The organism is Citrifermentans bremense R1 (assembly GCF_000426865.1).
Lineage (GTDB): Bacteria > Desulfobacterota > Desulfuromonadia > Geobacterales > Geobacteraceae > Geomonas > Geomonas bremensis.
The window spans coordinates 1-12,007 of record NZ_AUGE01000007.1 but is presented as its reverse complement, the minus strand read 5'-3'; the positions used below and the strand labels follow the sequence as shown (position 1 = coordinate 12,007).

14 protein-coding genes and 1 riboswitch are annotated in these 12,007 nt (G+C 63.5%); of the genes, 12 read left to right on the top strand and 2 right to left on the bottom strand.

Annotation, left to right across the window (positions count from 1 at the left end):
• Positions 1 to 82: 82 nt before the first annotated feature.
• The 12 genes from yihA to K419_RS23810 all read left to right on the top strand — a co-directional run bounded on the left by yihA (position 83) and on the right by K419_RS23810 (position 9,986).
• Positions 83 to 727 carry a ribosome biogenesis GTP-binding protein YihA/YsxC gene (gene yihA / locus K419_RS0107085; protein ID WP_012532243.1) on the top strand — a complete coding sequence of 215 codons (645 nt, stop codon included), beginning with the start codon at positions 83 to 85 and terminating at the stop codon, positions 725 to 727.
• Positions 728 to 764: 37 nt separating this feature from the next.
• A riboswitch (cobalamin riboswitch) is annotated at positions 765 to 945 on the top strand.
• Positions 946 to 1,034: 89 nt separating this feature from the next.
• Positions 1,035 to 1,559 (top strand): bifunctional adenosylcobinamide kinase/adenosylcobinamide-phosphate guanylyltransferase, encoded by a 525-nt coding sequence (gene cobU, locus K419_RS0107080; RefSeq protein WP_026840975.1) that lies wholly within the window; start codon positions 1,035 to 1,037, stop codon positions 1,557 to 1,559.
• A 178-nt stretch (positions 1,560 to 1,737) separates the two neighbouring features.
• Positions 1,738 to 2,790, top strand: a complete 1,053-nt coding sequence (cobT, locus tag K419_RS0107075) for a nicotinate-nucleotide--dimethylbenzimidazole phosphoribosyltransferase (protein WP_026840974.1) — start codon at positions 1,738 to 1,740, stop codon at positions 2,788 to 2,790.
• An 11-nt stretch (positions 2,791 to 2,801) separates the two neighbouring features.
• On the top strand, positions 2,802 to 3,557 hold the full coding sequence (gene cobS / locus K419_RS0107070; RefSeq protein ID WP_026840973.1) for an adenosylcobinamide-GDP ribazoletransferase: 756 nt from the start codon (positions 2,802 to 2,804) through the stop codon (positions 3,555 to 3,557).
• Between the two features lie 9 nt (positions 3,558 to 3,566).
• Positions 3,567 to 4,163, top strand: a complete 597-nt coding sequence (locus K419_RS0107065) for a histidine phosphatase family protein (RefSeq protein ID WP_026840972.1) — start codon at positions 3,567 to 3,569, stop codon at positions 4,161 to 4,163.
• Between the two features lie 16 nt (positions 4,164 to 4,179).
• A complete protein-coding gene (locus tag K419_RS0107060; RefSeq protein ID WP_026840971.1) occupies positions 4,180 to 5,562 on the top strand; it encodes a cobyrinate a,c-diamide synthase in 1,383 nt (460 codons plus the stop codon).
• Entirely contained in the window at positions 5,559 to 6,866 is a 1,308-nt protein-coding gene (gene thiC, locus K419_RS0107055) for a phosphomethylpyrimidine synthase ThiC (RefSeq protein WP_026840970.1), read from the top strand. The genes K419_RS0107060 and thiC overlap by 4 nt, the downstream gene beginning before the upstream one ends.
• Before the next feature lie 47 nt (positions 6,867 to 6,913).
• Positions 6,914 to 7,651: an energy-coupling factor ABC transporter permease gene (locus K419_RS0107050; RefSeq protein ID WP_226377650.1), complete on the top strand. Its 738-nt coding sequence runs from the start codon at positions 6,914 to 6,916 to the stop codon at positions 7,649 to 7,651.
• Entirely contained in the window at positions 7,644 to 7,928 is a 285-nt protein-coding gene (locus tag K419_RS24070; protein WP_026840968.1) for a hypothetical protein, read from the top strand. The genes K419_RS0107050 and K419_RS24070 overlap by 8 nt, the downstream gene beginning before the upstream one ends.
• Before the next feature lies 1 nt (position 7,929).
• Positions 7,930 to 8,694 (top strand): cobalt ECF transporter T component CbiQ, encoded by a 765-nt coding sequence (gene cbiQ, locus K419_RS0107040; protein ID WP_084154146.1) that lies wholly within the window; start codon positions 7,930 to 7,932, stop codon positions 8,692 to 8,694.
• A 16-nt stretch (positions 8,695 to 8,710) separates the two neighbouring features.
• On the top strand, positions 8,711 to 9,541 hold the full coding sequence (locus K419_RS0107035) for an energy-coupling factor ABC transporter ATP-binding protein (RefSeq protein ID WP_035497000.1): 831 nt from the start codon (positions 8,711 to 8,713) through the stop codon (positions 9,539 to 9,541).
• A gap of 292 nt (positions 9,542 to 9,833) precedes the next feature.
• Positions 9,834 to 9,986 carry a hypothetical protein gene (locus K419_RS23810; protein ID WP_198013096.1) on the top strand — a complete coding sequence of 51 codons (153 nt, stop codon included), beginning with the start codon at positions 9,834 to 9,836 and terminating at the stop codon, positions 9,984 to 9,986.
• Between the two features lie 170 nt (positions 9,987 to 10,156).
• On the opposite strand, the gene K419_RS0107025 is transcribed toward K419_RS23810, so the two are convergent.
• Positions 10,157 to 11,593, bottom strand: coding sequence for a DUF6134 family protein (locus K419_RS0107025; protein ID WP_026840965.1), 1,437 nt, complete (start codon positions 11,591 to 11,593; stop codon positions 10,157 to 10,159).
• Positions 11,594 to 11,666: 73 nt separating this feature from the next.
• On the bottom strand, positions 11,667 to 12,007 hold a 341-nt coding region (locus K419_RS0107020; protein WP_026840964.1), incomplete at its 5' end, for a transposase.

Here is a 12,007-nt window from a genome sequence, read left to right as displayed (position 1 = left end):
GTAAGGCAAGCGGGGATTTAATGATTGAAAGGGGGGGCGCGGGGGGCTATACTGCGCTGAAAAATAAGGATAGGTCTTCTCATTGATCGTAAAGCAAACTGAGTTTATTAAAAGCGCCACTAAACCGGCCCACTACCCGGAGGGTAACCTCCCCGAGATCGCCTTTGCCGGGCGCTCCAACGTGGGGAAGTCGTCCCTGGTCAACGTGCTGGTGAACCGGAAGAACCTCGTCCGCACCAGTTCCACCCCCGGCCGCACGCAGCTGATCAACTTCTTCCAGGTGAACGACGATTTCATGCTGGTGGACCTGCCCGGTTACGGCTACGCCAAGGTTCCGCTGGCGGTCAAGAAAGAGTGGCGCCCCATGATGGAGACCTACCTCTCCAAACGCCGCAACCTGCGCGGGGTGGTGCTGATCCTCGACATCCGCAGGACCCCGACGGAAGAGGACCTGCAGATGCTCGCCTGGCTGCGCGCCTTCTCGGTCCCCCCGATCGTCGTGATCACCAAGTGCGACAAGGTGTCCAAGAACGAGCGCGCTCGGCAAAGCGCAGTCATCATGGAGAAGATGCAGCTCAAGAAGGAGGAGCTGAACTACTTCTCCGCCCTTTCCAAGGAAGGAAAGGACGCCGTATGGGCCCGCATCGACGCGCTGCTCTCCCCCGCGGCGGCGGAAACTACGGAAATTTCGGGCGATCCGGCGCCGTCCGCCCCGGTTAATGATTGACTTTCCCCGCCGGCTCTGATAGTAAACAGACCGCAATCGAATAAAGAACTATCCGGGTGCCCCGGGAGGGGTTAAAAGGGAAGAGGGTGCAAATCCCTCGCTGTCCCGCAACTGTGAACGGTTATGAAAGCCGCAACTACGCCACTGACAAGATCGGGAAGGCGCGGCGAGTAAGATGACCCGTGAGTCAGGAAACCTGCCAGGATGAAAGCTTGTCGCAACCTCCGTGGCAGAGGGGCTAAGCCGGAATCGCATCCAAAAGGACGATTTTTGACCCGCCTTCCGTCATCGGAAGGGGGGTTTTTTTATGTCCAAAGTGATTCTGGTGACCGGCGGGAGCCGCAGCGGCAAGAGCAGGTTCGCCGAGGGGCTCGCCCTTTCGTACCCGGCTTTGCGAGGCTATCTGGCGACCGCCGAGGCGGGGGACGCGGAGATGGCCGACCGCATCGCGCGGCACCAGGGGCGCCGCGGCGAGGAGTGGGAGACCCTGGAGGAGCCGCTGCAGGTGGAGGAGACCATCCGCGCCAACGACGGCCGCTACGGCGTCATCCTCCTCGACTGCGTGACACTCTGGCTCTCGAATCTCCTGTTTAGTTGCGACGGCGGGGCCGCAGAGGCGCTGTCGCGGGTGGAGCGTTTCACCGAGAGCTTCAAGGGCTTGCAGACCCCGCTCATCATCGTCACCAACGAAGTGGGGATGGGGATCGTGCCGGAGCATCCGCTCTCGCGGACCTTTCGCGACCTCTCCGGCGAGGCGAACGAACTGATCGCGGCGCGGGCGGACGAGGTGCATGTCTGCTTTGCGGGACTGCCGCTGAAACTGAAGGGGTAGAGCACACGAAACCATTTAGCAAGGAGAACATCTGAGAAAATCTGAGCATAAGCAACAGCCTGAGAGAATCAAAGTCTCACAGCTTGTTTCTCTCCGCTCCGTTGGTTTCTCAGATGTCTTCAGAATTTCTCCTTGCCAACGGTTTTAGAACAAAACTTTCACTGCAATGGAGGAAACCATGGAACTTCTGGAATCGACGCTGGCAAAAATCCAGCCGGTAGACGAGGCGCTTTTGACCAAGGCGCAGGCAAAGCTGGACAACAAGACCAAGCCGCCGGGGTCCCTCGGGCTCCTGGAGGAGATGGCGCGCCGCTTCGCCGCCATCACCGGCGACCTCTCCCCCAAAATGGGTAAGAAGGTCATCTTCACCTTTGCCGGCGACCACGGCATCGTGGAGGAGGGGGTCTCCCTCTACCCGAAGGAAGTGACCCCGCAGATGGTGCTCAACTTCCTGCGCGGCGGCGCGGGGGTCAACGTGCTCGCCCGCCACACAGGCGCCGAGGTGCGGGTGGTCGATGTCGGGGTCGATTACGATTTCGAGCCGACCGAGGGACTCATCATCAGGAAGATCGCCAAGGGGACCCGCAACTTTGCCAAGGGAAGCGCCATGACGCGCGAGGAGGCGGTGGCCGCGATCGAGGTGGGGATCGCGCTGGCGGACCGGGCCAAGGCAGAGGGTATCTCCATGGTCGGTACCGGCGAGATGGGGATCGGCAACACCAGCCCCTCCTCCGCCATCATCGCGGCCCTCGCCGGCTGCAGCGTGCGCGAGGTGACGCATCGCGGTACCGGCATCGGCGATCAGGCGCTGGAGCATAAGATCAAGGTGATCCAGGCCGGCCTCGACCTGAACCGCCCCAACCCGGAAGACCCCCTGGACGTGCTCTCCAAGGTGGGGGGGCTGGAGATCGCCGGCATCGCCGGGCTGGTCCTGGGTGCTGCCGCCAACCGGATCCCGGTCGTCGTGGACGGCTTCATCTCCACCGCGGGGGCGGTTATCGCCTGCGAGATGCACCCTAACGTCAGGGAGTACGTCTTCGCCGCCCACAACTCCGTCGAAATCGGCCACCAGATGATGCTGCAGCGGATCGGTGCCAAGCCGATACTCGACCTGCAGCTGCGCCTCGGCGAGGGGACCGGCGCCGCTTTGGCCATGGGGCTCATCGAGGCGGGCGTCAAGGTCCTCAACGAAATGGCGACCTTCGAAGAGGCCGGAGTGGCCTCCTCCTAGGAAGGATTACGATGAGACTCTTCCTGATCGCGTTCCAGTTCCTCACCATCCTCCCCCTGCCGTTCGCGGTGCGCTGCGAGGAGGAGGACCTGGGGCGTTCCATGGCCTTTTTCCCCTTGGTGGGGCTCGCCTTGGGGGCGCTCCTGGCGGGGGCGGATTACCTTCTTGCCCCGCTCCTCCCCAGAAGCGTCGGGGACCTGGTCTTGATCGCGCTCATGAGCGTGGCGACGGGGGCGCTGCATCTGGACGGGCTGTCCGACGTAGCCGACGGGCTCGCCGCGCGCGGCTCCCGGGAGCGCTTCCTGGAGATCATGAAGGATTCCCGGGTCGGGGCCGTCGGTGCTGTGGCGCTCGTGCTGGGGCTGGGGCTCAAGTACCAGGCGCTTCTGGCGGTGCCGCTTCAGTACAAGCGGGAGGCGCTCCTTCTCTTCCCGATGGCGGCGCGCTGCGCCCAGGTGCAGATGACGGTGGGGGCCAAGCGGGCGAGAAAGGACGGCCTGGGCTCCGCCTTCGTCGGAGGGGCCGGGCTCACCCAGCTCGTCGTCGCCTGCCTCTTGACCGTTGCCGCGGGGTATCTTCTCCTGGGCTTGACCGGCGTAATCTGCCTGCTCTTTCTCTTTCTCCTCACCTGGTGCGTGAAGCTCTGGTCGCACCAAAGGCTCGGCGGGGTGACCGGAGACGTGATCGGCTGCGCCAGCGAATTGAACGAGATCTTTTTCCTGCTGGTCCTCCTGGCCCTTTTGCGCCAGGGGTTAGCGGGAGCATAGGAGTCGCAGATGATGGAGAGAACCCGCCTGCACCTGATCCGCCACGGCGAGGTGGAACGCTCGCATTGCTACAACGGCCAGTACGACGTGCGCCTGACCGCGCGGGGAGAGGAGCAGTACCAGCTCTTGAAGCCGCGCTTCGATCCGGACCGGATCAGCGCCCTTTATACCAGCGACCTGGTCAGGACCGTCCGCGGCGGCGAGATTCTCGGCCCCTATCTCGGCGTGGAACCGGTGAAGGTGCCCCAGTTCAGGGAGCTCAACTGCGGGGAGTGGCAGGGGCTTTCCGTGACCGATATCCAGCGGGACCGCCCCGACGAATGGGCGGCGCGGCTTGCGGACCTGGAGCACTTCCGCGCGCCGGGAGGGGAGAGCCTTGGGGATCTGGCCGGCCGGGTGCTTCCCGCCCTGAAGGAAATCGTGGCGAGACACAGGGGGGAGGAGGTCTTGGTCGTGGCCCATGGGGGGGTGAACCGGGTCATCCTCATGGACGCCATCGGCGCGCCCCTTTCATCTTTTTTCGGCATCGACCAGCACTACTGCTGCATGAACCTGATCGACTACTACGCCGACGGCAACACCGTGGTGCAGATGGTGAACGGTTAAAGGGAGCGGCGTGCGATTGAAGCGGATCGTCATAGCGGCTCCTTCCAGCGGCTGCGGCAAGACCACCGTGACCTTGGGCGTCATGGCGGCCCTTAAAAGGCGCGGCCTGAAGGTGGCCCCCTTCAAGGTGGGTCCGGACTTCATCGACCCCGGCTATCACCGGCTGGCGACCGGAGTCCCCTCCGTGAACCTTGACGGCTGGATCTGCGCTCCCCGCTTCCTGAGGGAGAGCTTCCTCTACCATGCGGCCTGTGCGGATATCGCGGTCGTCGAGGGGGCGATGGGACTCTTCGACGGTATCGACGGGCTCTCCGAAGCGGGGAGCAGCGCGCAGGTCGCCAAGGAGTTGGCCGCACCGGTGGTCCTCGTGGTTGATGCCCGCAGCCAGGCGAGAAGCGCCGCCGCGCTGGTGCACGGTTTTGCCTGCTTCGATCCGGCGCTGCACGTGGCAGGGGTCATCTTCAACAACGTCGCCAGCGCGAACCATGAGCGCATCCTGCGGGAGGCGCTCGGCGCTGCGCTGCCGGGCGTGCAGGTGATCGGCTGCCTTCCCAGGGACCCCGCCCTCGCCATCCCGTCGCGCCACCTGGGACTGGTGACGGCGGAGGACAACCCGCTGTCTGACTCCTTCCTGGACCACCTGGTCGAGGTCGTGGAAGAGCACCTTTACCTCGACGCGCTCCTCGACCTGGAGCATGGCGAGCTGCCGGATGATCCCGCGCCGGCCGCCGCCAACGCTGCAGCCAGCCTGGAACGGGTGAGGATCGCGGTGGCGCGGGACGCCGCCTTCTGCTTCGCCTATGAGGACAACCTGCGGCTCCTGGAGCAAAGCGGGGCCGAGCTCTGCTACTTCTCCCCCCTTGCCGACAGCTCGTTGCCGGAAGCTGTCGGCGGCATTTACCTCCCAGGCGGCTACCCAGAGCTCTTCGCGGCGGAGCTTGCCGCCAACGAGTCGATGAAGGAGCAGATCCGCGCGGCGGTGGAGGGGGGGATGCCCGTCTATGCCGAGTGCGGCGGTTTCATCTACCTGACCCAGGGCGTGGCCGGGGAAGGGGAAAGCCACGGTTTTGCCGGCATCTTCCCGGTGCAGACCCGGATGCTGCCGCGCCGCAAGGCGCTGGGTTACCGCGAGGTGGAGCTGCTGGAGGATTGCGCGCTTGGCCGCAAAGGGAGCATCGCCCGCGGCCACGAGTTCCACTATTCAGAGATGCAGGAGATGCCCCCCCACGTGGAGCGCCTGTACCGGGTCACTCGCAAGGGAGTGGAGCTCGCGCCCGAAGGTTACCGCTGCAAAAACTGCCTCGCCTCGTACATACATCTACACTTCGGCAGCTCGCCAGACTTGGCTCCTCACTTCGTGGAACAGGGAAGGGCATACCGGAAAAGGAGCCTCACATGATGACACAGATAGAATCGGCGCGTGCCGGCATTACCACCCCGCAGATGGCACAGGTGGCTTTCGACGAAAATCTGACGCCGGAGTACGTCCGGGAGAAGGTGGCGCAGGGACAGATAGTGATTCCCTGGAACCATGCCAGAAAACCCAAGGTGGCGGGTATCGGCGCGGGTCTCAGGACCAAGGTGAATGCCTCCATCGGGACCTCGTCAGACATCATCGACTATGCGGCGGAGGTGAAGAAGGGGCTCGCGGCGCAGGAATCCGGGGCAGACACCCTGATGGAACTCTCTGTCGGAGGGGACCTGGACCGGGTGCGGCGCGAGGTGATTGCGGCGGTGGATCTCCCTGTCGGCAACGTCCCCCTCTACCAGGCCTTCTGCGAAGCCTCCAGGAAGTACGGCGACCCCAACAAGCTGGACGAGGAGATGCTCTTCGACATCATCGAAAGGCAGTGCGCCGACGGCATGGCCTTCATGGCGGTGCATTGCGGCATCAACCTCTACACCCTGGAGCGGCTGAGGAAGCAGGGGTACCGCTACGGCGGCCTGGTTTCCAAGGGTGGGGTGAGCATGGCGGCATGGATGATCGCCAACAACCGCGAAAATCCGCTCTACGAGAAGTTTGACCGCGTGGTGGAGATCCTGAAGCGCTACGACACCGTGCTGTCGCTGGGGAACGGCCTCAGGGCCGGCGCCATCCACGATTCGAGCGATCGGGCGCAGATCCAGGAACTGTTGATCAACTGCGAGCTGGCGGAACTCGGGCGCGACATGGGGTGCCAGATGCTGGTTGAGGGGCCGGGACACGTGCCTCTGGACGAGATCGAGGGGAACATCAAGCTGCAGAAGCGGATGAGCGGCGGCGCCCCCTACTACATGCTGGGGCCCATCGCCACCGACGTCGCCCCGGGCTTCGACCACATCACCGCGGCCATCGGCGCGGCGCAGTCCTCGCGCTATGGCGCCGACCTGATCTGCTACATCACCCCGGCCGAGCACCTGGCGCTTCCCAACGAAGAGGACGTCCGCATGGGGGTGAAGGCCGCCAAGATCGCGGCCTACATCGGCGACATGAACAAGTACCCCGAGAAGGGGAGGGAGCGGGACAAGGAGATGAGCAAGGCCAGGAGGGACCTGGACTGGCAGCGCCAGTTCGAGCTCGCCCTGTTCCCCGAGGACGCCGCCGCCATCAGGAAGAGCCGCGTTCCCGAAGACGAGCAGACCTGCACCATGTGCGGCGACTTTTGCGCCTCCCGCGGCGCCGGCAAGATCTTCGCCGGCGATCTCCGGGGTGACAAGATCTGATGTTTAGAGGAGCTTTGAAAAAGGGTGGGCCGGGGGGATGCGGCGTGATGACCCTCCTAGCGTTGTCGCTGCCGCTTCTCTCCGCCACCCCGGCCTTCGCCATGCATATCTCGGAAGGGATACTCCCCTTTCCCTGGGCCGCCTTCTGGTACCTGGCGCTCGCGCCCTTCGTCGCCCTCGGGGCGAGGCGCCTGAACTCGGTCTCGCGCGAGGACCTCTCCATCAAGCCGCTGGTGGGGCTTTTGGCGGCGGTGGTGTTCATCATCTCCTGCATGCCGATCCCTGTCCCGACCGCCGGGACCTGCTCGCATCCCTGCGGCACCGGGGTCGCGGCCATCCTGGTGGGGCCCTTGGTGAGCGTGCTCATCGCGGCGGTCTCGCTGCTGATCCAGGCGCTCTTCCTCGCTCACGGCGGGCTGTCGACGCTGGGGGCCAACACCTTCTCCATGGGGGTGGTGGGATCGCTGGCGGGGTGGCTTGCTTTCCGGGGGACCCGGCGCCTGGGGGGTAGCCTCGCCGTCTCCGGGTTCGTCGCCGGCATCCTGGCCGACTGGGCGACCTACGCCACGACCGCGCTCATCCTGTCCCTCGGCATCCGGGGCGAGGCGCCGTTTGCGCCGCTCTTCGTCAAGGTGGTGCTCGCCTTCCTCCCGACCCAGTTGCCGCTGGGGATATTGGAAGGGGTGATCACCGCCGGTATGGTGACGCTTTTGTACCGCAAACGCCCCGATCTCCTGGTGAAGATGCGGGTAATAACCGAGAAGGAGCTCCCGGTCCATGCCTGAGCGCAAACGAAAATGGAAGACACTGCTGATGCACCTGGTGCTGCTCCCGACGCTGTTGTTCGCTTTCTACTTCTTCACCCTGGCGCCCAAGTCCTGGGAAGGGGTGGACGAAGCGGTGGTGGAGAAGATCGCCAAGGAGCACGGACGCGAGGCCTCTGCTCCGCTGATCGATCCCGGCTCAGGGGACCTGCTCCTTTTCGGGTTCCTGGTGGCGGGAGCGGCTGGCGGCTTCGTCGCCGGCTACTATTGGCGCCAGTTGACGGAGAAGGATAAGTAAGATGGCGATGCACCACCTGAAGGCGCATAGCTGCGACGCCGCGCACCCGGTCACCCGCATCGACCCGAGGGTGAAGCTCCTCTGCGCCCTCGCGCTCCTGGTCATGGTGATCAGCTGCCGGGGCTTCGCCTTCCCCCTGTTGGTTTCGGTGCTTAGCCTCGCCCTCTGCCGTTCCCTCGGCAGCCCGTGGCGCCTCCTCGCCCTGCGCTTTTCCGAGCCGCTCTTCATCGCAGCCACCGTGATCCTGCTGAAGATGTTCTTTTCCGGTAGCGACCCTCTTTTCTCGTTCGGCGTCGCCGGGTACGAGCTGTCCGCCTACCGGGAGGGGCTGAGGGAAGGGGTGCTCATCGCCAGCCGCATCTTAGGCGGCGTCTCGCTCCTTGCCGTGGTGGGGTTTTCGACCCCCTTCACCGAGCTCATGGCCGCGCTCTCCTGGCTCAGGGTGCCCCAGGTCCTGGTCGACGTGGCCCTCTTCGCCTGGCGCTACCTGTTCCTGCTTCTGGAGGAGGCGCAGGTGGTCTACAACGCGCAGAAGAACCGTCTCGGTTACGTCGGCTACCGCCGCTCCCTCTCCTCGTTCGGGACCCTGGCCGGGGTGCTGGTGATCAAGGCCTTCGACAACAGCCAGAGCATCACCACCGCCATGGTGCAGCGCGGCTACGACGGCGACATGCCGGTGACGCTGCACCGGCCGCTGCGGCTCGCCGAGGTTGCCTCCGCCCTTCTCTTTCTCCTGGCGATGATCGCCCTCAGAAGCAGCGTGTAAAGGATCAAGCGTGGATATAAGAATCTCCGTCGACCTCCATAGCTACAAGTACCCCGATGGCACCGTTGCCCTCTCCGACATCCGTCTGGCAGTAAAGAAGGGGGAATTCACAGGCATCCTTGGCTCCAACGGCTCCGGCAAGACCACCCTCTTGAAGGTGATGGACGGGCTGATCAAGGGGTACCAGGGTGAGGTGCTCTTGGACGGCGACAACGTTTTGCGCCTGCATCCTCGTGACATCTACCGGAAGGTGGGGCTCGTGTTCCAGAACCCCGATGACCAGCTGTTCGCCAGCAACGTCTTCGAGGACACCGCCTTCGGTCCCCGCAACATGGGATGCGCCGAGGCCGAGGTGCGCAGGCGAGTGGAGCAGGCGCTCTCAAACGTGGACATGGCCGAGTTCGGCGCCAAGGGGATCCACAACCTGAGCTACGGCCAGAAGAAGAGGGTCTGCATCGCGGGCCTTCTCGCCATGGGGCACGAGATACTGCTCATGGACGAGCCGACCGCGGGGCTCGACCCGATGGGGGAGTACCGCATGATGGAGCTCCTGACCAAGCTCAACAAGGAGCAGGGGGTGACCATCGTCATGGCGACCCACAGTGTCGACCTGGTCCCCATCTTCCTGCACCAGCTCCACATCCTGAGCCGCGGAAAGCTGGTGCGCGGCGGCACCCCTGAAGAAGTCTTCACCGCGCCCGATGAGCTCGCCAACGTCAAGCTGCGCCTGCCGCACATAGCCGAGCTGATCTACAAGCTGAAGCACGACGAGGGTCTCCCCTTCGCGCGCATCCCGCTCACCATCGGCGAAGCCCGCAGGGAAATTGTGGAGGCCATGGGGAAATAGCCGCGAGGCAGATATCGGCAGCAAATATAGGGGACCGGCTCCGCCAGGTGCCTGTCCCCCTTTGCTATTTCGGTCCCGATGGCCTTGCGTTCGTCTACGGAACACCTGAATAGTTCCACTTTGGAACATTGCTGCTCCTTCAGGAGAGCCCTTTCCTCATCGCTTTCAAGAAGATTAAGCGGTTACGGCCCCATGCGTCGGCGGCACGGATGCTGCTATGCTGGTGAGGGGATATTACAATGAAGAGCAGGCGCAGCCGGTGGCTGGTTGTCGGGCTCAAGAGGAGTGACGAATGGGGACTTTGTTCATGGTGCTGGGAGCATTCTACGCGCTTGCACTTGCGGTTCAGGCGCTGTGCTACATGGGGAGCGTGAAAAAGCAGGCGGAAGTGAAGGCGCTGAAAACCCTGGGCGAGGTGGCTACACACGAATGCTGCCAGGCCTAACGCTTGGATAGAAAAACAAAAAGGCGGGGCGGTCTTTACTGGCCGCCCCGCTTCGTCGTTACCATGCCTCTTTTGTCTCCGGTTCTTACAGGTTCATCCGCGCTGATCCGCGCTTCCATCAGACTTGATCCGCGTGCAAAGCTTCTGACTTTCCAACCTGTTGCACCATCTCAGTACTTCTTTTCCATCACTTTCGCCCGTACCCTGCCTATCATCCCCGCCAGTGCCCCCATTTCGTCGAGCGTTTCCCCATCCACGAACTTGATGTGGCTCAGGTTGGCCGGCAGCTCGCCGAAGGTGGGATCGATGGGGACCCACGCTCCGCTGAGGTAGCTTTCCGCCCAGCTATGGTAGAGAAAGCCCTCCCCTTGGTAGACGATCCCGGATACGAACCGGGTCGGGATGCCGGCGGCGCGGGCCAGGGAAGCGTAGAGCCTTGCGTGGCTCTGGCAGTTGCCGTTGCGGCTTTTGAGTGTTTCCAGCGGAGACTGACTGTCGGTCACCGCCCCCTTGATCTCGCGGGCCACCCAGTCGGAAAGAAGCTTCGCCACCCGCGCCGGGACCTGCTCTGTTCCCCTTATTTCAGCTGCTTTCGCCTTGATCTCGGGGGCATCGCTCGGTATCCGATCCGCCGGTTCCCGGTCGGCTGCGGTCGGCGGCGCTTCGGCGGCAGGGGCGGGGTTTGGCAAGGTGACGAGGACACTGCCGTCGGGCTGGCGCACCAACTGCTGTCTTTTACCCTGCAAAAGCGGCTGCTGCGAAGGGATGCCCGTCATCTCCAGTACCAGCTTCTGCAGTTGGGCGGGGCGCTCGATGGAAGGGGTGACCCGGATCATGCTGAAATCCAGCACCAGGTCCGTCTTGCAGAGCGCGTCGCGCGCAAGTTCCGCACGGGCAGTCGCCTCGTCCTCGGCCTCGGTGACCACCAGGTCGTCGCGGACCGACTCCTTGAGCACGTTCCCTTTGGGGTCGACCCAGATATCGTTGTCGACCATGGGGTAGACGTCGTTCTTCAGATGGACCACCGGCCGCCCCGGCGGAAGCGTCTCCTCCCCGACGACCTCCACCTTGAGCTGCTTAACCTTCAGCGCTTCCACGTCCAAGATGGGGAGCTTGTAGCTTTTTCCTTTCTGCGCCCCCTGCATGAGCGGGTAAAGGTTCAGCGCGTGGGGGGGGTAGAGCGCCCCCTTCAACTTGAGGGTCCGCTCCTTCTTTCCGCTGCCCGACCGGGAAACGATCGCCACTCCCTTAGGCGTGACCTCGCCGGTTATGGTGACGGGGCTGCCGTCGATGCGGTTTTCCGCCGAGAACGATTGCAGCGCGAGGTCCCGGGCGACCAGGTAGGACTCCTTCGAAGTGGCCTCCCTGGAGAACCCCATCACCCGCATCTTCACGCTTCCCTCAGAATCGATGCGGTAGCCCGTATCGGTCCGGGTGATGGTGAGCCGGCTGAAGCCGACCCTCTCGTCACCGAGCTTGATGCTGAACCAGCGCTCCCCGAGCGGCAGTTCGGTCAGCTTGGGAAGGGGCGCAGCGAAAAGCTGGAGCGGCAGCAGCACCAGCAGCGAGGCGAAAATCAGCCGCAGTAGGTTTAATGGGAGAGTCATGGCTGGGTTCCTTGAAGGTCCGGCTCTTCGGCGATCTCCGGCCTCGCCGCGCTCGAGGTTTTAATTTACCTGATTAGCGCCAATCTTCCGCTAGACGTAACCATGTCTCTGATCGCCTGCCGGTACGGGCAGCAGCTGTTACAAGACGGGGCAACATCGCAGCCAGATCAAAGCGCCGGTTGAAACGATACTGATATTCGCCGAGATACCTGTGTGGGTACTTCGAGAAGTCGAAGGCATGGTAGGTCCCCACGATGGCATTCTTGAGGTTGCCGAGGATGGTGTTAACCCAGGTGAAACATTCCATCTTCTGGCTCTTCGTGGAGCCTTTTCTGATTATGTGCTTCTCGTGAGTGCAACCGGCTTCTGTTACAGCTGTAAAGCCCCATAATCCGTCTGAGACAACTGTTGTAG